This window comes from Mycobacterium sp. SMC-4, assembly GCF_050205565.1.
Lineage (GTDB): Bacteria > Actinomycetota > Actinomycetes > Mycobacteriales > Mycobacteriaceae > Mycobacterium.
Genome location: NZ_JBNMQU010000001.1, coordinates 280,737 through 300,763 on the forward strand (window position 1 = coordinate 280,737; position 20,027 = coordinate 300,763).

Annotated in this window: 25 protein-coding genes and 3 tRNA genes; 13 read left to right on the forward strand and 15 right to left on the reverse strand. The window is 66.6% G+C overall.

Going from position 1 to position 20,027, the window contains the following annotated elements; genetic code table 11:
• The first annotated feature begins 17 nt into the window (after positions 1-17).
• Positions 18-539, forward strand: a complete 522-nt coding sequence (locus ACQI46_RS01370; protein WP_427092146.1) for a DinB family protein — start codon at positions 18-20, stop codon at positions 537-539.
• Between the two features lies 1 nt (position 540).
• Positions 541-1,143, forward strand: coding sequence for a DinB family protein (locus ACQI46_RS01375; RefSeq protein WP_427092147.1), 603 nt, complete (start codon positions 541-543; stop codon positions 1,141-1,143).
• Between the two features lie 74 nt (positions 1,144-1,217).
• On the opposite strand, the gene ACQI46_RS01380 is transcribed toward ACQI46_RS01375, so the two are convergent.
• Together ACQI46_RS01380 and ACQI46_RS01385 are read right to left on the reverse strand one after the other, a co-directional pair.
• Positions 1,218-1,517, reverse strand: a complete 300-nt coding sequence (locus tag ACQI46_RS01380; protein ID WP_427092148.1) for a hypothetical protein — start codon at positions 1,515-1,517, stop codon at positions 1,218-1,220.
• Positions 1,518-1,635: 118 nt separating this feature from the next.
• Positions 1,636-2,256: a TetR/AcrR family transcriptional regulator gene (locus tag ACQI46_RS01385; RefSeq protein WP_427092149.1), complete on the reverse strand. Its 621-nt coding sequence runs from the start codon at positions 2,254-2,256 to the stop codon at positions 1,636-1,638.
• Between the two features lie 91 nt (positions 2,257-2,347).
• Here ACQI46_RS01385 and ACQI46_RS01390 point away from each other — a divergent pair, with 91 nt between their 5' ends.
• From ACQI46_RS01390 to ACQI46_RS01410, 5 genes are all read left to right on the forward strand, one after another.
• Positions 2,348-3,352, forward strand: a complete 1,005-nt coding sequence (locus ACQI46_RS01390; protein ID WP_427092770.1) for an oxygenase MpaB family protein — start codon at positions 2,348-2,350, stop codon at positions 3,350-3,352.
• Between the two features lie 49 nt (positions 3,353-3,401).
• Entirely contained in the window at positions 3,402-4,766 is a 1,365-nt protein-coding gene (locus ACQI46_RS01395; protein ID WP_427092150.1) for an ABC1 kinase family protein, read from the forward strand.
• Entirely contained in the window at positions 4,766-5,671 is a 906-nt protein-coding gene (locus ACQI46_RS01400) for an alpha/beta fold hydrolase (protein ID WP_427092771.1), read from the forward strand. Before ACQI46_RS01395 ends, ACQI46_RS01400 begins: the two co-directional genes overlap by 1 nt.
• 142 nt (positions 5,672-5,813) lie before the next feature.
• Positions 5,814-6,728 carry a cyclopropane mycolic acid synthase family methyltransferase gene (locus ACQI46_RS01405; protein WP_427092151.1) on the forward strand — a complete coding sequence of 305 codons (915 nt, stop codon included), beginning with the start codon at positions 5,814-5,816 and terminating at the stop codon, positions 6,726-6,728.
• A gap of 107 nt (positions 6,729-6,835) precedes the next feature.
• On the forward strand, positions 6,836-7,735 hold the full coding sequence (locus ACQI46_RS01410; protein WP_427092152.1) for a cyclopropane mycolic acid synthase family methyltransferase: 900 nt from the start codon (positions 6,836-6,838) through the stop codon (positions 7,733-7,735).
• Positions 7,736-7,738: 3 nt separating this feature from the next.
• On the opposite strand, the gene ACQI46_RS01415 is transcribed toward ACQI46_RS01410, so the two are convergent.
• From ACQI46_RS01415 to ACQI46_RS01470, 12 genes are all read right to left on the reverse strand, one after another.
• Positions 7,739-9,163: a PE-PPE domain-containing protein gene (locus tag ACQI46_RS01415; protein WP_427092153.1), complete on the reverse strand. Its 1,425-nt coding sequence runs from the start codon at positions 9,161-9,163 to the stop codon at positions 7,739-7,741.
• 288 nt (positions 9,164-9,451) lie between these two features.
• Positions 9,452-10,159: a 50S ribosomal protein L1 gene (gene rplA / locus ACQI46_RS01420; protein ID WP_427092154.1), complete on the reverse strand. Its 708-nt coding sequence runs from the start codon at positions 10,157-10,159 to the stop codon at positions 9,452-9,454.
• A 67-nt stretch (positions 10,160-10,226) separates the two neighbouring features.
• On the reverse strand, positions 10,227-10,655 hold the full coding sequence (gene rplK / locus ACQI46_RS01425; protein ID WP_270716309.1) for a 50S ribosomal protein L11: 429 nt from the start codon (positions 10,653-10,655) through the stop codon (positions 10,227-10,229).
• Positions 10,656-10,703: 48 nt separating this feature from the next.
• Positions 10,704-11,507 (reverse strand): transcription termination/antitermination protein NusG, encoded by an 804-nt coding sequence (nusG, locus tag ACQI46_RS01430; RefSeq protein WP_427092155.1) that lies wholly within the window; start codon positions 11,505-11,507, stop codon positions 10,704-10,706.
• Between the two features lie 44 nt (positions 11,508-11,551).
• Positions 11,552-12,001, reverse strand: coding sequence for a preprotein translocase subunit SecE (secE, locus tag ACQI46_RS01435; protein WP_427092156.1), 450 nt, complete (start codon positions 11,999-12,001; stop codon positions 11,552-11,554).
• A 94-nt stretch (positions 12,002-12,095) separates the two neighbouring features.
• Positions 12,096-12,168, reverse strand: a tRNA-Trp gene (locus tag ACQI46_RS01440).
• 126 nt (positions 12,169-12,294) lie between these two features.
• Positions 12,295-12,828 carry a (3R)-hydroxyacyl-ACP dehydratase subunit HadC gene (hadC, locus tag ACQI46_RS01445; protein ID WP_427092157.1) on the reverse strand — a complete coding sequence of 178 codons (534 nt, stop codon included), beginning with the start codon at positions 12,826-12,828 and terminating at the stop codon, positions 12,295-12,297.
• An 11-nt stretch (positions 12,829-12,839) separates the two neighbouring features.
• Positions 12,840-13,268, reverse strand: a complete 429-nt coding sequence (gene hadB, locus ACQI46_RS01450; RefSeq protein ID WP_427092158.1) for a (3R)-hydroxyacyl-ACP dehydratase subunit HadB — start codon at positions 13,266-13,268, stop codon at positions 12,840-12,842.
• The gene (hadA, locus tag ACQI46_RS01455) at positions 13,255-13,734 is read right to left on the reverse strand and encodes a (3R)-hydroxyacyl-ACP dehydratase subunit HadA (protein WP_427092159.1); all 480 of its coding nucleotides are present in this window, start codon (positions 13,732-13,734) and stop codon (positions 13,255-13,257) included. Before hadA ends, hadB begins: the two co-directional genes overlap by 14 nt.
• A 30-nt stretch (positions 13,735-13,764) precedes the next feature.
• Positions 13,765-13,932 (reverse strand): 50S ribosomal protein L33, encoded by a 168-nt coding sequence (gene rpmG / locus ACQI46_RS01460; RefSeq protein WP_059101288.1) that lies wholly within the window; start codon positions 13,930-13,932, stop codon positions 13,765-13,767.
• Positions 13,933-13,972: 40 nt separating this feature from the next.
• Positions 13,973-14,046, reverse strand: a tRNA-Met gene (locus ACQI46_RS01465).
• A 47-nt stretch (positions 14,047-14,093) separates the two neighbouring features.
• Positions 14,094-14,166: transfer RNA gene (locus tag ACQI46_RS01470), tRNA-Thr, on the reverse strand.
• Positions 14,167-14,304: 138 nt separating this feature from the next.
• Between ACQI46_RS01470 and ACQI46_RS01475 the strand changes: the two genes are divergently transcribed.
• Genes ACQI46_RS01475 through ACQI46_RS01485 form a run of 3 tightly spaced genes read left to right on the forward strand, consistent with a single transcriptional unit; the run spans position 14,305 to position 16,733 of the window.
• Entirely contained in the window at positions 14,305-15,021 is a 717-nt protein-coding gene (locus ACQI46_RS01475) for an MBL fold metallo-hydrolase (protein WP_427092160.1), read from the forward strand.
• Between the two features lie 4 nt (positions 15,022-15,025).
• The gene (locus ACQI46_RS01480) at positions 15,026-15,730 is read left to right on the forward strand and encodes a crotonase/enoyl-CoA hydratase family protein (RefSeq protein WP_427092161.1); all 705 of its coding nucleotides are present in this window, start codon (positions 15,026-15,028) and stop codon (positions 15,728-15,730) included.
• 7 nt (positions 15,731-15,737) lie between these two features.
• Positions 15,738-16,733 (forward strand): magnesium transporter CorA family protein, encoded by a 996-nt coding sequence (locus ACQI46_RS01485; RefSeq protein ID WP_427092162.1) that lies wholly within the window; start codon positions 15,738-15,740, stop codon positions 16,731-16,733.
• Here ACQI46_RS01485 and ACQI46_RS01490 read toward each other — a convergent pair.
• Positions 16,711-17,814 (reverse strand): NAD(P)/FAD-dependent oxidoreductase, encoded by a 1,104-nt coding sequence (locus tag ACQI46_RS01490; RefSeq protein WP_427092163.1) that lies wholly within the window; start codon positions 17,812-17,814, stop codon positions 16,711-16,713. The genes ACQI46_RS01485 and ACQI46_RS01490 overlap by 23 nt on opposite strands.
• A gap of 550 nt (positions 17,815-18,364) precedes the next feature.
• Here ACQI46_RS01490 and ACQI46_RS01495 point away from each other — a divergent pair.
• The 3 genes from ACQI46_RS01495 to ACQI46_RS01505 are packed head-to-tail and all read left to right on the forward strand — an operon-like array spanning position 18,365 to position 20,000.
• A complete protein-coding gene (locus ACQI46_RS01495; protein WP_427092164.1) occupies positions 18,365-18,751 on the forward strand; it encodes a hypothetical protein in 387 nt (128 codons plus the stop codon).
• 28 nt (positions 18,752-18,779) lie between these two features.
• Positions 18,780-19,367: a hypothetical protein gene (locus ACQI46_RS01500; RefSeq protein WP_427092165.1), complete on the forward strand. Its 588-nt coding sequence runs from the start codon at positions 18,780-18,782 to the stop codon at positions 19,365-19,367.
• Between the two features lie 51 nt (positions 19,368-19,418).
• Positions 19,419-20,000, forward strand: a complete 582-nt coding sequence (locus ACQI46_RS01505; RefSeq protein WP_427092166.1) for a DUF3060 domain-containing protein — start codon at positions 19,419-19,421, stop codon at positions 19,998-20,000.
• Positions 20,001-20,027 lie beyond the last annotated feature (27 nt).

Genomic DNA, 20,027 nt, shown 5'->3' on the forward strand with positions numbered 1-20,027 from the left:
GATGCGACAGTTCTCTCATGACCCTGGCCGAGCACTTCGCCGAGCAGCTGGACTTCCACTGGCGCGGTCAGTTGCGTCCCCGTCTGGACGGGCTCACCGACGACGAGTACTTCTGGGAGCCGGTGCCGAACTGCTGGACCGTGCACCGCGACGGGACGGTCGATTTCGCCTACCCACCCCCGCGGCCGGAGCCCGTCACGACGATCGCGTGGCGGATGGCGCACGTCATCGTGGGCGTGCTGGCGATACGGGTGCACTCGCACTTCGGCGGCCCGCCGGCCGACTACTCGTCCTGGAACTACGCCACCGACGCGGCGACAGCCCTGGCGCAGCTGGACGACGCGTACCGCGGCTGGAACGACGGGGTGCGCGGCCTCGACGACGCCGCGCTGCAGCGCCCCGTCGGACCCGCCGAAGGGCCGTGGGCCGAGCACTCGATGAGCGAGCTGGTGCTGCACATCAACCGAGAGGTGATCCACCACGGCGCCGAGATTTCCCTGTTGCGCGACCTGTATGCCCACACCGAGAGGACGAACTGACATGCCCGCAATGCCCCCGCCCATCGCCGACGAGCGCGACGGACTCAAGCACTACCTCGCCGCGCAGCAGTACGCGTTCCACGCGATCGCTTTCGGCCTCACCGACGAGCAGGCGCGGTCGACTCCGTCGGTCAGCGCGTTGTCGATCGGTGGCCTGATCAAACACGTGACCAGCTGCCAGCGCGGCTGGATGGAACGCGTGGCGGCCGCGCCGGAGTTGTGCGAAGCCGACAAGCGGCCGATGGACGACCAGGCTGCCGACTATTCCGACGAGTTCCGTATGGGGCCCGACGAAACCCTGGCTGACCTGCTGGCCGCGTTCGACCGGCAGAACGCCGAGAGCATCGCGCTGCTCGAGAGGGTGGATCTCGGTGCGGCCGTGCCGATTCCGCAGCATGTGCCGTGGTTCCCGAAGGACTTCCCGGCGTGGTCGGTGCGGTGGGTGTTCTTCCACATGATCGAGGAGCTGGCCCGCCACGCCGGCCAGGGCGACGTCATCCGCGAGAGCATCGACGGTGCCACGCTCTACGAGTTGCTCGCGGGGTTGGAGGGTTGGCCGGCGACCGAGTGGCTCACGCCGTGGTCGCCGGAGGCGGCCGTCTAGCCGGAGTCGCCGGAGGCATGAGAAAGGGGCACCCCCGAGGGGGAGGGTGCCCCTTTCTGGTATCTGGCCGCTGATCAAGCCACGTCGACGAAGTAGGTGCGGCCGGCGGGGACGAGGATGCGGTCGTCGCGCTGCGCGTCCCAGACCCACTTCCGCAGCTCCGGGCCGGGCCGCACGGCCACGACGTTGGCTTCCGACAGCGGGGTGCTGTCCTGCCGGTTGACGATGACTCGGTTGCCCTGTGCCTCGAGCTGGCTGATCGTGTCCTTGGCGTTGCCGGTTCCCGACGGTGCGGCGACGGCCGGAGCCGCCAGGCCGAGGATGGCGGTCGAGAGTCCAGCAGCGGCGGCGGTGGCGATGGTGAACTTCTTCATGATCTCTTCCTGCTTCCCTATGTTGTTGTGATGCACCGTTAAACCGGCAGGTCAAGGGTTTAATTCCGGTGGCAGGAATTGGTTGTGGCGTGGCAGGAATCCGACGGTGACGGCAGGTTCAGCGAAGCACGAGCTGCAGCGCGTAGTCGACGACGGCATCGAGGTCGTCGCCGAGTTGGCCGGTCAGCCACTGCTGGGCCAGCTCGGCCATCGCGCCGGTGTACATCGCCGCGCCGACCATGGCGGCCACCGGTGCGGTGTCCGGATGTAGCCGCCATCCCTCGGAGAGGACGGCCTCGCGCAGCACGTCCTGGGTGGCAGCGCGGCGCTGCGCCAGCACCGGGTTGGCGCGGGCGTCGGTGAACAGCACCCGGCCGCGGCGTGGATCGGCTGAACTGAAGTGCAGCACCGCAGCCATGCCCGCGCGAGTGCGGGCGCGCAGGGAGTCGGGCGCCTGTTCCATCGCTCGCCCGACCTCGGCGGCCAATTCGAGGCTGACCCGGTCGTAGACGGCGCCGAGCAGTTCGTCGGTGCCGGCGAAGCTCTCGTAGAAGTATCGGGTGTTCAGCCCGCACTCGCGGCACACCGACCGCACCGACAGCGCGGCTTCACCGCCGTCGCCGAAGATGCGGAACGCCGCATCGACGAGCAGTTCCCGGCGTTCGGCGCGACGGTCGGTCAGCGGAATTCCGGCCCACCTACCCGGTGCCGCGGCCGGACCGGACGAGGGACCAGACACCGAACCAGCGTAAGGGGACGCGGAGAGGTTCTGGTCACAATCGTCCCCAAACGGTAATCTGGCCACACCTGTGACCAATCTGGAGGCTCGCATGCACCTGCCCCACCAGCTCGTCGGAAACTTCTTCGATCAACAATTCGACCGCGACATCCGCCGGCACTTCTTCAAAGGCATGGAGTTCGCCGCTCCCACCGGCGACCCGGGCTGGTTCGGGCCGGGCAGCGCGGTCTGGCACGTCCACTCACATATGCAGGCCCTGGTGTTCGGACTCCAGTGCGCGGCGTTCATGGAGCGGCTCGACCCGTCGATCTACTGGATGGGCGTGCACCATTCGCGCCTGGTCAAACCGGAGACCCGCGAGGACCCCATGCCGCAGATCGACCCGAAGGGCGCCCTGGTGCGTCTGGGCCACTCCGTGGCGTTCTTCATCGGCACCGCCTACGGGTCCACCGAGACCGCCGAGCGACTCTCGCTGGCGGTGCGGTCGATGCACCACACCATCAAAGGCACCCGTCCCGACGGTGCGCGCTACGACGCCGACGACCCCGAGTGGTTGCGGTGGAACTACGCGACAGTCGTGTGGGGCCTCGCCACCGCGCACGAGCTCTACCATCCGAATCCGTTGCGGGGCAAGAAGATCGACCGCTATTACGGCGAGTTCGTACGCGTCGGGCACGCGCTGGGCGGGACCGATCTGCCCACCACCAAGGCCGAGACGTTGGACTGCCTGAAGTCCTATCTACCGAGACTCGCCGTCACCTACGGGACCGCGATGGCCACCGGCCCCAACCTGCCGCTGCCGCAGAGCGCCCTGAACTGGGCGGTGCGCGACACCATGCCGAAGTGGGCCAAAGGTCTGATCCAGCACCGCGACCCGAACATCGTCGAGCGCACCGCACGGCGGGCCATGGTCTGGTCGGCGATCAACGGCATCCATCTCGCCTCCGGTCCGGTGCGCGAGTTCGAGCAGGCCAAGGCCCGCGTGGCCGGCGGCGTGAATCCCGAGTTGGCGCCGCACACCGTGCCGACGTACCAGCCGGGTTCGGACCCGGTCCGCTCGCGCGACGAGCTCGAGGAGTCGTTCGCGCACGCGTGACCCCCGGCGGGTTTTCCCACACCGCGCCGTTTTGGGACACTGGCGGACTATGAGCACCACCCGGAAGACCAAGCAGACCCAGCAGCGCGAGGGTGCCCGGCTGGACCGGGTGCCGCTGCCCGTCGAGGTCGCCCGCGTCGGCGCCACCGGTTGGCAGGTGACCCGCACCGGCGCCCGCGTCGCAGGCACCCTGCTGCGGCGCGGCTCGCTGCAGCAGAAGGTCGTCAAGCAGATCCCGCAGACGTTCGCCGACCTGGGCCCCACCTACGTCAAGTTCGGGCAGATCATCGCGTCCAGCCCCGGCGCGTTCGGCGAACCGCTGAGCCGGGAGTTCCGCAGCCTGCTCGACCGTGTGCCGCCCGCGGACCCCGATGCAGTGCACAGGTTGTTCCGGGAGGAACTCGGCGACGAGCCGGCCAACCTGTTCAAGTCGTTCGACGAGAAGCCGTTCGCGTCGGCATCCATCGCGCAGGTGCACTACGCGACCCTGCACTCCGGCGAAGAGGTCGTCGTCAAGATCCAGCGCCCCGGCATCCGTCGCCGCGTCGCGGCCGACCTGCAGATCCTGCGGCGCGGTGCGCGCCTGGTGGAGCTGGCCAAGATGGGCCAGCGACTGTCCGCGCAGGACGTCGTCGCCGACTTCGCCGACAACCTCGCCGAGGAGCTGGACTTCCGGCTGGAGGCACAGTCGATGGATGCCTGGGTGGCGCACATGCACGCGTCACCGCTGGGACGCAACATCCGGGTGCCGCAGGTGTACTGGGACCTGACCAGCGAACGTGTGCTGACGATGGAGCGCATCAGCGGTGTGCGCATCGACGACGTCGCCGCGATCCGCAAGAAGGGTTTCGACGGAACCGAGCTGGTCAAGGCGTTGCTGTTCAGCGTGTTCGAAGGTGGGCTGCGCCACGGCCTCTTCCACGGGGACCTGCACGCCGGGAACCTCTACGTCGACGACGACGGGAAGATCGTCTTCTTCGACTTCGGCATCATGGGCCGCATCGATCCGCGGACCCGCTGGCTGCTGCGCGAGCTGGTGTACGCGCTGCTGGTCAAGAAGGACCACGCCGCCGCGGGCAAGATCGTGGTGCTGATGGGTGCGGTCGGCACGATGAAGCCCGAGGCGCAGGCCGCCAAGGACCTGGAGAAGTTCGCGACCCCGCTGACCATGTCGACGCTGGGCGACATGAGCTACGCCGAGATCGGCAAGCAGCTCTCCGCGCTGGCCGAGGCCTACGACGTGAAGCTGCCCCGCGAGCTGGTGTTGATCGGCAAGCAGTTCCTCTACGTGGAGCGCTACATGAAGCTGCTGGCCCCGAAGTGGCAGATGATGAGCGACCCTGCGCTGACCGGGTACTTCGCGAACTTCATGGTGGAGGTCTCCCGCGAGCATGAGAGCGAGCTCGACGCATGATCGAGGTTCGCGAGGGCAAGGCGCCCTCGGGTGATCTGGAGATCCACTACGAGGACATGGGTGACCCCGACGATCCCGCGGTGCTGATGATCATGGGGCTGGGCGCGCAGCTGACGTTCTGGCGCGAGGGCTTCTGCAGGAAGCTGATCGACCAGGGTCTGCGCGTGATCCGGTTCGACAATCGCGACGTCGGCCTGTCGAGCAAGTTCGACGGGCACCGCACCCGGGGTTCGCAGGTGGGCAACATGCTGCGGTCGCTGATCGGCCGCAGGAGCCCCGCGGTGTACACGCTGGAGGACATGGCCGACGACGCGGCCGCGCTGCTCGACCATCTGGGCATCGACCGCGCCCATGTCGTCGGCGGCTCGATGGGCGGCATGATCGCGCAGATCTTCGCCGCCCGGCACGCCGAACGCACCCGCAGCCTCGGCGTGATCTTCTCGTCGAACAACCAGGCGCTGCTCCCACCGCCGGGACCGCGCCAGCTGCTGGCGGTTATCACCGGGCCGTCGCCGAGCTCGCCGCGTGACGTGATCATCGAGAACTCGATCCGGGTCAGCAAGATCATCGGCAGCCCCGGATACCCGTCGACCGAGGAGACGCTGCGCGCCGACGCGATCGCGTTCTACGACCGCTCCTACTATCCGCAGGGCATCGCGCGGCAGTTCAACGCCATCACCGGCAGCGGCAGCCTGCGGCACTACAACCGGCAGACTCGCGTGCCCACGGTGGTCCTGCACGGCAAGGCCGACAAGTTGATGCGCCCGTCGGGGGGACGATCCATCGCGCGGGCCATCGACGGCGCCCGGTTGGTGCTGTTCGACGGTATGGGTCACGAGTTGCCCGAACCGCTCTGGGACGAGATCGTCAGCGAGCTGACAAAAACATTTCAGTCAGCGAGCTGACAAAAACAATTCAGTCAGCGAGCTGACAAAAACATTTCAGTCGGCCGACTGAGCGCCCGCGGGCCGAACTTGCCGTACCGTCGGTGAAGGGCTGACGAGCCGTACAGGAGAACCTCTTCGGGCCGGCCCCGAGGAAGGCCCCATGGCCTCACAACGTAAGTCCGGGCTGACGCCGCATTTCGACGACGTCCAAGCTCATTACGACCTGTCCGACGACTTCTTCCGTCTGTTCCTCGATCCGTCGCAGACCTACAGCTGCGCTTACTTCGAGCGCGACGACATGACGCTGGCCGAGGCCCAGATGGCCAAGATCGACCTGGCTCTCGGCAAGCTCGGTCTGCAGCCCGGGATGACGCTGCTCGACGTGGGCTGCGGCTGGGGGTCGACGATGCTGCGCGCGATGGAGAAGTACGACGTCAACGTGGTCGGGCTGACGCTGAGCAAGAATCAGCACGCGCACGTCGAGCGCGCCCTCGCAGCTTCCGGCGGCGATCGCTCGGCGCGCATCCTCTTGCAGGGGTGGGAGGAGTTCGAGGAGCCGGTGGATCGCATCGTCTCGATCGGCGCATTCGAGCACTTCGGCAGGGACCGCTATGACGACTTCTTCGCCATGGCCCACCGGGTGCTGCCCGACGACGGGGTGATGCTGCTGCACACCATCACGGCGCTGACCCTGCCGCAGATGGCAGAAGCCGGGATGCCGCTGACGTTCTCGGTCGCGCGGTTCGTCAAGTTCATCCTGACCGAGATCTTCCCCGGCGGATATCTGCCGTCGATCGAGATGGTCCAGGAGCGCTCGAGCGGAGCCGGGTTCACGCTGACCCGCCGACAGTCGCTGCAGCCGCATTACGCCCGCACCCTCGACACCTGGGCCGCCGCCCTCGAAGAACACCGCGAGGAGGCTGTGGCCACACAGTCGCAAGAGGTCTACGACCGCTACATGCACTATCTGACCGGATGCGCGCACGGGTTCCGCGTCGGATACATCGACGTCAACCAGTTCACCCTCGCCAAGACGACGGAGTTGGATCAGCCCGCTGGCCGACCGCTAGTCTGATGCCGCACGACGCGTGTTTGCAGCAGAGATGAGCAGGCGTATGGGTACGGTCATCCACGACAGTCGTCTATGGACGTCACATACGTGGAAGCAAGAGCAGGGGAAACATGTCTGACCAATCCACCGGCACGAAGGATCTGACGCCGCACTTCGAGGACATTCAGGCGCACTACGATCTGTCGGACGATTTCTTCGGCGTCTTCCAGGACCCGACCCGCAAGTACAGCTGCGGCTTCTTCACCGGGCCCGACTGCACGCTGTCGGAGGCTCAGATCGCCAACGTCGACCAGCACCTGGAGCAGCTCGACCTCAAGCCCGGCATGACGCTGCTCGAGGTGGGCTGCGGCTGGGGGTTGACCCTGCAGCGCGCCATGGAGAAGTACGACGTCAACGTCATCGGTCTGACGCTGAGCAAGAACCAGAAGGCGTACTGCGACCAGCTGCTCGGCAACCTCGACACCAGCCGCACCTTCGACGTGCGGCTCGAGGGCTGGGAGCAGTTCCACTCCCCTGTCGACCGCGTCGTCTCGATCGAGGCGATCGAACACTTCGGGTTCGAGCGCTACGACGACTTCTTCAAGATGTGCTTCGACGTGATGCCCGACGACGGCCGGATGACGATCCAGAGCAGCGTCGGCTATCACCCGTACGACCTGGCTGAGCGTGGAAAGAAGCTGACGTTCGAGCTCGCCCGCTTCATCAAGTTCATGATCACCGAGATCTTCCCGGGCGGGCGGATTCCGTCCACCCAGATGCTGGTCGAGCACGGCGAGAAGGCGGGCTTCACCGTGCCCACGCCGCTCTCGCTGCGCAACCACTACATCAAGACCCTCGGCATCTGGGCCGACCGGCTGGAGCAGAACAAAGAGGCGGCCATCGCAGCCACCGACGAGGAGAACTACTACCGCTACATGCGCTACCTCAAGGGCTGCCAGTACTACTTCATCGACGAGAGCATCGACGTCAGCCTGGTGACCTACCTGAAGCCGGGCGCCCAGGCCGCGTAGCGTTCACGCCGCGGCCCGGGTGCGCTTGGTTCTGGGTCCGTCGCTGGACGCCGACCGGTCCTTGTCGGGCAGGCGGACAGTCCGGCCGGTGTCGGCGGCGTCGTCGGGTTCACTCGTGTCCTCGTCGGCCTCGTCGTGCTCATCGCGTTCGGTGAGCTCGATCTCCTCGACCTCTCCGACCGCGTCGTTGGCGTCGTTCGTGTCCTGGACCGCCTGCTTGTTCTCGGTGCGCGGCGCCGGCTCACGATCGGTTTCGAGTTCGGTTGTGGCAGTGGGTGTTTCGACGAAGTTACCCAGGAACGCCTCGACGCCTTCGACGGCCGCCACCACAAGGTCGATGCCTACCTTGATCCAGTTCTGGAACAGCTTGAACGGCAGCACGCTCATGCCGCGGGGCACGCCGGGGTCGCCACTCCAGTCGTAGCCGAGGTCGACGATCTGCCGCAGTACCGGTTCGACGAGGTCGACGAGCGGGTCGGCCAGCCAACCGATTCGAGCTTCGTCGGCCCATGTGCGCACCAGATCGGTCAGCGGCAGGCTGGTCGCTGGGATCATGATGTAGGTGTTCCCGAATCCGTCTGTGCGGCAGTTCTGTTCGTTCACCGCGCAGTTCAGCTGTGGCGCCAGGGTCTCGGGCGTATAGCCGTAGGGCATTGTCGCGTCCGGGGCGTCGTCGCCGTCGGGCGACAGATAGTAGCCGTGGACGGTGTCGAACGCGGCGATCGCATTGAGCACCGCGAACGGGTTGCCCCAGAATCGGGGGGCGTAGACCACGGGGTCGTACTCGAATCCGATGCTGGTGGTGTGTATTCCGGTGTCCACCGGCATCGGCGGCTCGAACGTGATGTCCAGGCCTGGCACCGGGGTGCCCAACAGGTGACGCAGCCAGGCGAACCGCTGCCACAGTCCGCCGTCGGGATTCTCGATGCCGCCGATCGTGACGACTTTCAATCGCGCCTTGACCGCGGCGGCCAGGTCCAGCCCGTCGAGGTAGTGCAGCGCATTGGCGACCACCGCGCCGCCCTGGGAGTACCCGAAGATGAAGACCTCCTCCGAGGAGGTCGGCGTCAGCAGCGGCAGCAGCGCGTCCTTCAGGCGCGCGACTCCTTCGTCTACCGAGACATCCCATTTCTCGCAGCGGCCGGGCACGCACCAGCCGGGGATGAACGTCATCGGCCAGAACGATGCCGGATACGGGATGCCGTCGAGCACCGGGTTGGCGCAGGCGTCGCCGGTACATGCCACGCCGTCGATGTAGCGGTTCCATGCGTTCTCGCGGTAATGGGCGACGTTGTCGGGGTCGGGCGTTCCGGTACCGGGCACGATGAGCGCGGTGGCGCCGAGTGCCACAGCGGACAGGAACGCCGACATGACGCCCAACGCCATCGCGGCGAGGATGGAGATCAGAGCGCGCATTTGTCGGCGCATGTGACAACAATCACACACCACGGGCCTGCCGGCGATGGGAAACCGACGATTGCCCGACGGTATTGACGGCTGCGATGTTATCTTCGTGCGGGGGTGCTCCTCGGTCACCGTACGAGGTCACGGGGGATACACCATCGACCTCCGGCCCGAGCGTCTGGGCAGGCCGTTCGTGGGGGACGCCGATCGGGCGCGGCCGGAGGAAGAGCGGTCACCGAGGAGCACTCCGAAGGCTTCGAACGAAAACCCCCGCGCCTGCGAGCAGGCGCGGGGGTTTTCGTCAGCGGCGGGTTACGCCTCTGCGAAGTTGCGGGTGACCGTCGGATCCACCGGGATGCCGGGGCCGGTCGTCGTCGACACGACGACCTTCTTCAGGTAACGGCCCTTCGACGACGACGGCTTGGCACGCAGGATCTCGTCGAGCGCGGCACCGTAGTTCTCGGCCAGCGCCTTCTCGTCGAACGACGCCTTTCCGATCACGAAGTGCAGGTTGGCCTGCTTGTCGACGCGGAAGTTGATCTTGCCGCCCTTGATGTCGGTGACAGCCTTGGCGACGTCCGGGGTCACGGTGCCCGTCTTGGGGTTGGGCATCAGGCCACGCGGGCCGAGGATGCGCGCGATGCGACCGACCTTGGCCATCTGGTCGGGGGTGGCGATCGCGGCGTCGAAGTCGAGCATGCCGCCCTGGATCGCCTCGATCAGGTCGTCGCTGCCGACGATGTCGGCGCCGGCGGCCTGGGCCTGCTCGGCCTTGTCGCCGACCGCGAACACCGCGACGCGTGCGGTCTTGCCGGTGCCGTGGGGCAGGTTCACGGTGCCGCGCACCATCTGATCGGCCTTGCGGGGGTCGACACCGAGGCGGATCGCGACCTCGACGGTGGCGTCCTGCTTGGTCGACGAGGTCTCCTTGGCCAGCTTCGCGGCCTCCAGCGGCGTGTACAGCCGGGTCTTGTCGACCTTCTCAGCGGCGGCGCGGTAGGCCTTGCTGTCTTTGCTCATTGTTGTCTCCTTGGTTCTCAGAAGTTGTGGTGCGGGCCGATGCCAGCCCTCCCACGGGATCCGCAAGCTACTCGACTGTGATCCCCATCGACCGGGCGGTGCCGGCGATGATCTTGGCGGCCTGATCGATGTCGTTGGCGTTCAGGTCTTCCTTCTTGGTCTCGGCGATCTCGCGCACCTGGTCCCAGGTCACCTTGGCAACCTTGGTCTTGTGCGGCTCTCCCGAGCCCTTCTGCACGCCGGCCGCCTTGAGCAGCAGCTTGGCCGCAGGCGGGGTCTTCAGCGCGAACGTGAAGCTGCGGTCCTCGTAGACGGTGATCTCCACGGGGATGACGTTCCCGCGCTGCGACTCGGTCGCGGCGTTGTACGCCTTGCAGAACTCCATGATGTTGACGCCGTGCTGGCCGAGCGCGGGTCCGACCGGCGGGGCGGGGTTGGCCTGCCCGGCCTGGATCTGCAGCTTGATCAGCCCGACGACCTTCTTCTTCGGGGGCATGGCTGTGCTTTCCTTCTTTTCCTCGAGGTGGGCTTGGAACGGCCCGCGTTAAATCTTGGCGACCTGGTTGAAGGTCAGTTCGACCGGGGTTTCGCGGCCGAAGATCGACACCAGCACCTTGAGCTTCTGCTGTTCGGCGTTGACCTCGCTGATGGAGGCAGGCAGCGTCGCGAACGGCCCGTCCATGACGGTGACGGACTCGCCGACCTCGAAGTCGACCTCGATGACCGGGCGCTCGATACCGCCGGCCTCCGACGTCCCAGCGGCCGCAGCCGACGAAGCCGCCTTGCCGGCCTTCTTGGCCGGGCTCTGCGGCAGCAGGAACTTCACCACGTCGTCGAGCGACAACGGCGACGGACGCGACGTGGCGCCGACGAAGCCGGTCACGCCGGGGGTGTTCCGGACCGCGCCCCAGGACTCGTCGTTGAGTTCCATGCGCACCAGGATGTAGCCCGGCAGCACCTTGCGGTTGACCTGCTTGCGCTGGCCGTTCTTGATCTCGGTGACCTCTTCGGTGGGCACCTCGACCTGGAAGATGTAGTCGCCGACGTCCAGGTTCTGCACGCGGGTCTCGAGGTTGGCCTTCACCTTGTTCTCGTAGCCGGCGTACGAGTGGATGACGTACCACTCGCCCGGCTTGAGGCGCAGCTCCTTCTTGAGCGCGACGGCCGGGTCTTCTTCTTCGGGGGCTTCCTCGGCACCAGCTGTGTCGTCGACGGCATCAGCCGGATCATCGCTGACCTCGGCGGGCGCGGCATCCTCTTCGGTGCTCACGGCTTCCGCGTTGGCTTCATCGACGTCCATGGTGTCGACGGGCTCGCCCGAGGGCGCTTCGCCGTCGAAGCTAGTCACGTGTCAGTCCTCTCTATCGTTTCTGGTGGTCATGGACGCTTCGGTCAACCGAAGACCGTGCTCACCAGCTTCGCCAGCCCCAGGTCCGTCAGGCCGATCAAGGCCACCATGAACGCCAGGAACAGCAGCACCACGGTCGTGTAGGTGACCATCTGCTTGCGGTTCGGCCAGATGACCTTGCGCAGCTCGCCGACAACCTCGGCCAGGTAGTTCCACACGAACAGGAACGGATTGCGGGACGGCCCGTCCTTGGGCTTGCGGGCCGTCTTCTTCGTCGACTTGGGGCCTTTGGGACCGTCGCCGTCGGAGCCCGACGCGTCGGTGTCGGGTGCGGCGTCGGTGTCGTCGGCCTCGACGGTCGCCGTGCCGCGCCGCGACCGCTTGCCCGTCGGGCGCAGCGGTCGGTTCGCGACCGCGGTCTGGCTCCGGGTGTCACCGTCACCGTCGCCGGTCTGGGCGTCACTTTCGGTGCCTGCGTCGCGCTCGTCGCTCACCGCATGCTCCCTTTTCTGATCGTGTCGATTGCGGGTCACTCACCAGTATCGACAGATCTGCCGAGTTTCCACACTTGTCGAGTATTCAATTGAGCAGGGGCGACAGGACTTGAACCTGCAACCTGCGGTTTTGGAGACCGCTGCTCTGCCAGTTGAGCTACGCCCCTTCAGGATGACCTGCGGGGCTTACACAATTTGCGCGCTCCCCGTTCGGTCGATCCATGCCGACGGACAGCGCGCTTAAACTGGGAAAACCCCGAAGCAGCAGTGTAGCGCGCTGGTGGTCGGTCTTACTAATCCGTGGTGTCGTCCCCGGTGTCGTGCACGACCGGCTTGCGGACCACCTGACCCGTTTCGGGGTCCCATCCGGCCGAGATCGAATTGTCACCTTCGTGGCCCATCAGCGTGGTGAACGACTCCATCACGACCGCGCCGTCGTCGTCGGTCAGCTCGTTGCGGGTGGTGACGATGTCGGCGCCGAACCGCTCGGCGACCGACTCGATGTACATCGTGGCGGTGAGGCGGTCGCCTTCCTGGATGGGCCGGTGGAACAGGAACTTCTGGTCCACCTGCACGATCTGCATGGTCTCGAAGCCCACGTCGACGTGCTGGAAGAAGTGCCGCTGGGTCATCACCGCGAGAATCGACATGAACGTCGGCGGCGCGATCAGGCCGCTGTGCCCGAGTTCGGCGGCGGCGGCGTCATCGTGGCTGGCCGGATCGAAGGCCTTGACGGCGGCGGCGTACTGCCGGATCTGCTCGCGTCCGACGACGAACGGGTCCGGGTACTGCCAGACCATCCCGCGGATGTCTGTCTTGAGAGCCATGATCGATCCGCCTACGCCAGCTTCGCGACCGCGACGGCGCGACCGAAGATCTTCTTGCCGCCGGAGGTGGCGCTCAGGGCGATGGTGACCTTCTTCGTCTCCGGGTCAGCGGATTTCACCCGGCCGGTGAAGACGATCTCGGCGCCCTTGCCGTCGTTGGGTACCGGCACCACCGCGGTGAAGCGGACGTTGTACTCGGTGACCGCGGCCGGGTCGCCGACCCACGCGGTGACGTAGCCGCCGCCCAGTCCCATGGTGAGCATGCCGTGGGCGATCGCGGTGTCCAGTCCGACCTGCTTGGCGATGTCGTCGTCCCAGTGGATGGGGTTGAGGTCGCCGCTGACGCCGGCGTAGTTGACCAGGTCCGCCCGGGTCAGGGGGATCACCCTTTCGGGCAGCTGGTCGCCGACCTTCACTGAACTGAACTCACGCAGTGCCATCTGAAAAGCCACTCTCTCCGTCGTCGTCGCTACGCCCCGCCAATGTGGTGTAGCACTCCTGCACGACATCGCCGTTGGCGTTGCTGACGATGTTCTTGGTCACGATGATGTCGGTGCCGTGCGCCTTGCGGATCGAGTCGATCCAGACGTCGCAGTACAGCGTGTCCCCGGCTGTGACGGGCCGGACGAACTTCAGCACCTGGTCGACCTGGACGATCTGCGCGTCGGAGATCGCGATGTTGTTCGCCGCGAACATGGCCAACTGCGCCTGGTACCCGAACACCGAGATGAAGGTCAGCGGCGCCAACAACGCGTCATGGCCCAGTTCGGCGGCGGCGTTCTCGTCGAAGAATGCCGGGTCGTCGTTCTTGACCGCGGTGGCGTACTCACGGATCTTCTCTCGGCCCACGACGTAGCTATCGGGGTAACGAAAATGCGTCCCGACGTATGGGTCCAGAAATGACACGGGTGTTGAGAGTTATGCCCGACGCGCCGCTCAGCGCGACTCTTTGTGGGGCTGATGCTTGCCGCAGTTGGGGCAGAACTTCTTGATCTCGAGCCGGTCGGGATCGTTGCGACGGTTCTTCTTCGTGATGTAGTTGCGGTGCTTGCACACCTCGCAGGCCAGTGTGATCTTGGGCCGTACGTCAGTACTGGACGCCACCTTCGGTGCCTCGTTTCAGAGCTCGGTTCTTCTCTACTTGTAGCGGTGGGGGGGCTCGATCCCCCGACCTCACGATTATGAGTCGTGCGCTCTAACCAGCTGAGCTACACCGCCCCGACGGAGCCGGGCTGGGCGCTCTGGGGCGCTCCACCGTTCCACCGAGCCCCCTAACGGAATCGAACCGTTGACCTTTTCCTTACCATGGAAACGCTCTGCCGACTGAGCTAAGGGGGCCTGTCGCTGCACTCGCCGCTGCGCCAGCGCCGAGCCTTAAAGAGGGTACATTCTCACCGATTCGGACGCCAAACCGCTGGTCAATCGTGGCGTAGAGCAGCCGAAAACGCCTGATCGCGCCTCCACTACCCTGACTGCATGGCTGATTCCGACCGGCTCTACTTCCGCCAGTTGCTCTCGGGCCGCGACTTCGCGGCCGGCGATCCGATCGCCGAACAGATGCGCAACTTCGCCTATCTGATCGGCGACCGGGAGACCGGGGACGCCGTGGTGGTCGATCCGGCCTACGCCGCCCAGGATCTGGTGGACGCGCTGGAGGCCGACGGGATGCATCTGTCCGGCGTACTGGTCAGCCACCATCACCCCGACCACGTGGGCGGCTCGATGATGGGTTTCACGCTCAAGGGGCTGGCCGAACTGCTCGAACGGGCCAGCGTGCCGGTGCACGTCAACGTCCACGAGGCCGACTGGGTCTCGCGGGTCACCGGGATCGCACTCTCGGAGCTGACGTCACATCAGCACGGCGACCGGGTCAGCGTCGGAGAGATCGACATCGAGCTGCTGCACACCCCCGGACACACGCCGGGCAGCCAGTGCTTCCTGCTCGACGGGCGCCTGGTCGCCGGTGACACCTTGTTCCTCGACGGGTGCGGGCGCACCGACTTCCCGGGCGGCAACGCCGACGACATGTTCCGCAGCCTGCAGGCGCTCGCGCAGCTGCCCGGCGATCCGACGGTGTTTCCCGGGCACTGGTACTCAGCCGAGCCCAGCGCCCCCCTGGCCCAGGTGCGCCAGACCAACTACGTGTACCGCGCCGGCAACCTGGAGCAGTGGCGCATGTTGATGGGAGGCTGACCGGATGAGCAGTCACGTCACCTACGAGCTCGCCGATGGGATCGCCACCATCACGCTCGACGACGGCAAGGTCAACGTGCTGGGGCCGACGATGCAGGCCGCGATCAACGAGGCGCTCGACCGGGCAGAGACCGACAAGGCCAAAGCGGTGGTGCTGTCCGGGAATTCGCGGGTTTTCAGCGGCGGTTTCGACTTGACGGTGTTCCAGTCCGGTGACGCCGAGGCCGCGCTGGGGATGCTCTCCGGCGGCTTCGAACTCGCCGTGCGCACGCTGACGTTCCCGGTTCCGGTGGTGATCGCCGCGACCGGGCCGGCGATCGCGATGGGTTCGTTTCTGCTGCTGGCGGCCGATCACCGGGTCGGCGGACCGAAGACGCGATGCCAGGCCATCGAGGTCGCGATCGGCATGGTGATCCCGAACGCGGCGCTGGAACTCATGCGGATGCGGTTGACGCCGGCGGCGTTCGACCGCGCGGCGGGTCTGGCGGTGACGTTCGTCGGCGACACGGCGCTCTCGTCGGGCTGGCTCGACGAGGTCGTCGAGGCCGACCAGGTACTCCCCCGCGCCCAGCAGGTGGCGCAGGAGGCCGCCGCCACGTTGAACGCCGGCGCGCACCGCGCGACCAAACTCAAGGCCCGGCAACGTTCCCTGGACGCGATCCGCGCCGGAATCGACGCGCTGGCAGGAGAATTCGCACTGGGCAAGTGATCCGACGGTGACGCTCATCCGTGGCCGGGTCTGGGTGGGCGGCCGGCCTCGCGAGGAGTTCGAGTTCGCGGCGCTGTCGGATTATCTGGCCGCGCCGGACACGCTGGCGTGGTGCGACATCGACGATCCCGATCACGAGACCCTGAAGGAACTCGCGCACGAGATCGGGCTGAACGAGTGGGCCGTCGAGGACGTGCTGGCCGAGGCCGAACGCACCAAAGCCGTGGTGTACAAGACTCATACGTTCTTCACGGTCTACGGGGTGACGGTGGTGCCGCGGCCGCCGACCGACGAGTTCTCCGACACCCTGCTGACGATGCACCGGATCTCGGTGTTCGTGTTGCCCCGGGGGGTGATCACGGTGCGGCTGGGCTCGTCTTTCGACATCGATCAGGTGTCCCGGCGTTTCGACGACCTCGGCGGGCAGGAGTACGGGGCAGGTGCGCTGGTCCACGCGCTGCTCGATGTGGTGGTCGACTCTCACTTCGACGCGGTGCAGGCCCTCGACGACGGCATCGAGAGCCTCGAGGACGACCTGTTCGCCGAGAAGGCGCCACGGAAGGGGCTACAGCGCAAGACTTTTCAGCTACGCAAGGACCTGGTCGCGTTGCGTCGCGCGGTGCTGCCCATGCGTGAGGTGGTCACCGTGATCCAGCATCGCCGGATCGATGCGACAGCGGCCGCGGAGCTGGATCCGAAGTATTCCGATCTGTACGACCACGTGTTGCGGGTGTCGGAGTGGACCGAATCGCTGCGCGACATGATCACCACGGTGTTCGAGACAAATCTCAGCCTGCAGGATGCCCGGTTGAACCTGGTGATGAAGAAATTGACCGGATGGGCGGCGATCATTGCCGTACCCACCGCGGTCACCGGCTTCTACGGGCAGAACGTCATCTATCCCGGCGTGGACACGGTCACCGGCTTCGTGGTGAGCAGCGCACTGATCGTGGTGGCCGTGGTGGTGCTGTATGTGATGTTCAAGAAGCGGGACTGGCTGTAGCGGTCAGCGTCCCGACCGGTGCGCCGTGCCGCGAGTACGCGGCGGTGAATCCGCCGGCGCGCTCGCTCACCACACAGGAGTCGTGCGGGCCGCCCCACCCCCGGTAGGTCAGTGTGTAACCGCCGATGACACAGGAGTATCCGGAGATCCGGTCCCACGCGGCCGAGTATCCGGCGGCTGTCAGTCCGGCGACGCGGCCCTGCAGCGCGGCGTCGCGCCAGTGCTCGGCGATGACGCGCCGCCCGGCGGCGACGTTGTGGGCCAGGGTGATGTCGCCTGCGGCGTAGACGTTGGGCGCGGAGGTGCGCATCTGTGCGTCGACGACGACGCGGCCGCCGCGGGTGGACAGTCCTGCCCGTTCGGCCAGCCCGATGTCGGGGCGGGCTCCGGTGGCCGCGACGACGAGTTCCCCGCCGAGCGTCTCGCCGCTCTCGAGGGTCACCCCGGTGTCCATGACGGCGGCCACTCGCGCGGCGCCGACGAACCGCACGCCGACATCGGAGAGCATCTTGGCCACACGTTCTCCGACGTCGACGCCGAAACGGCGAAGCAGCGGTACGGATTCCGGCGCGACCAGGATGGTGTCCACCCCGAGTGCGGCCAGGCAGGACGCAGCTTCGCAGCCGACCAGACCGGCGCCGACGACCACTGCGGTCGCGGCGTGGCGCGCGGCCATCTTCAGCGCGACGGCGTCGGCGAACGATCGCAGGTTCATGGCGCGTTCTCCGCCGGGCACGTCCAGCGGTACCGCGGTGGAGCCGGACGCCAGCACCAGGTGCCAGTACGGGTAGCGCGCCCCACCGGTCGTGACGACCTCCTGGGCCGCCACGTCGATGCGCTCGACACGCACGCCGAGGATCAGCTCGATCTCGTGGCGCCCGAACCAGCCGGCGCTGTGCAGGTTCAGCTCGGCGGTCTGGCCGCACAGGAACTCTTTGCTCAGCGGCGGCTTGGCATACGGCAACGCCGGGTCGTCGGACAGGATGCGCACGCCGATGTCGCGGTGCTTGCCGCGGAACGTCTCGGCTGCGCTGACGCCGGCCGGCCCGCTGCCGATCGCGAGGAAGCCAGGTGCCGTCATGGACTGACGAGTACCACGTCGACGCGCCCCCGAACCGCGCTCTGACGTGCACAGATGAGCGGTTCGCACGCCACTGGCTTTTATTTTTTTCTGAGGTATGGTCGATCGTGGTTGGCGGAAAGTGAAAGGGATAGCGGTGGCTAGTAAATCTCAAGGTCGCTCTCTCAAGAAACCTGCGATGAGCCTCAAGGAAAAGCGCGCCGCCAAGCGCGCGAAGTCGGCCGAGGCTGGTGAATTCATCACCCGGCGCAAGCGCCCGGAGCGGGCCTCGTAAGAGGCTGACACCACAATAAATCACGGTTGGGCAGCGGTTTTTCGCTGCCCGTCGCCGTGCAGAGCGGTTGCAGACAACGCGCTGGAATACCTTTTCCGCATTTGTGTTCCGCGACAAGATCAATTCGAAAAAAGTGTGGATGCCCGCCAGCCGCGGGATATCAATTGCGCGAAAAATGCTGTTCCTCGCAACCGTGCTGCGAAGCACATCCAATTCGACGAAATCAGGTGCGATGAGTAATTCAATGAATGCGCCCGGTCCGCCGTCGGCGCGGACATGACGGAACTGGCCAGGGTCCTGGCAGAAGTCCGTGACGCCATCAACAGCGGCACGGCCCCGCCCAACCGCGGTGCGGCTTACCAGTCGGGTCACGCTTCGGGCCTGAGGTTCGCGGGGCTGTGCGTGCTGGACCAGATCGCCGCCGCGGCGGGCGGTCTGGCCATGCTGACGCGGTCGCAGGACCCGCCGTCGGAGCGGGACCGTGTTCGCATCATGGCGGCGTTGGACCGGGTCGCGGCCAGATTGGCCGCGCATCGGCGGCCGTGGGCCGACGGCGAATCGGCCGCCGGTTACCGGGACGCGCTCGTCCATGCCCTCGGTGTCGTGTCCGACCGGAAGGAGGCCATCAGTCAGCAGTCGTGGTGCCTGACGCACCAGCGATGAGCTGAGTCCATCAACAAGGAGGTTCGGCGTGTCAGTTCAGGACACCGGCGCTGCGTCGGTGCTCGTGCTGGGGCGGTCAGCAGAGGTACTGGAAATTCTCACGGAGGCGCTGCGTCGCGACGGGGTGACGGTCGTGCGCACCGAGTCGTATTCGCAGGCAACAACTCTGGCCGACGCCAACTCCGAGACGATGGAGACGATCGTCGTCGTGGTGGACCGCCCCCTGTTGGGTTCTCTGCTGCGCGACGGGCCCACCGGAGCGTCGCGGCGACGGCTCAAGACGTGGGGTAACGAGACCGCCGACTGGGCGATCACGACCGCGCTGTCGGCCGGTGTGCGCCGGCTCGTCCTGGTTTGTGACGCACGCGGTTTGACGTTCGGTCAACGGATGCGTGCCATCAGCTGGCTGCGCCGTCTCGCCCACCGGATCGGTTACGAATGTCGCATCAATGGCGCGGAGGCGTTCGCCACCGCAGAAGCGGTGATCGACACCGACGCTGACGTGGATGCGACCGCCGAGGCCGTGGTGGCCTGGCACCGGGATGAGGGGACGTCCTCCAGTCCCTTCTCCGCCAGGCCCCCGGCCCGGCCCCCGGCCGCATCCGCGACCATCTGACCTGCACAGAAAGCCCCGCGACCCCCGGCCGGTGTGTGCGACGATCTGCGCATGGAGCCCGACGCGGACCCCGAAGCGCGGATTCGCGATCTCGAACGTCCCCTCGCCGAGCGTGCCCATGTCAGCGAATTGGGCTATTCGCCGTATCACGCACCACCGCAACGGGTCGTGCACAAGAACTCGCGTGCCGCAGCGGCCTGGCTGATCCCGTCGGTCGTCGGCGTGGTGGTGGTGACCGCGGCCATTGCTGCGATCGTCTTCTTCACCTCGCGCACTGCGGGATTCCCGACGCCGGCACCGCCGCCGGGGATCGCCGGAGGCGGCGGCTCCGTCCTGGAGTCCGGCGAGCAGGTCGTGGTCGTGGGACCGGGTGCGGTCACCAGTCTGGGCGGCGTGCAGACCCGCCGGACGGTCCAGTGCGACGGCGGAACCGTGTCGGTCAGTGGTGTCGGCAATGTCATTGACGTACTGGGGCCGTGTACGGCGGTCGTCGTCTCCGGTGTGGAGAACGTCCTGACCGTGGACACGGCACAGAGCATCAACGCATCGGGCTTCGACAACCGGGTCACCTACCGCAGCGGCACGCCCGAGGTATCCACGTCCGGCTCCGGCAACGTCGTGGAACCGGGCTGAGCCGTCCATACATGTCGGCGCCACGCC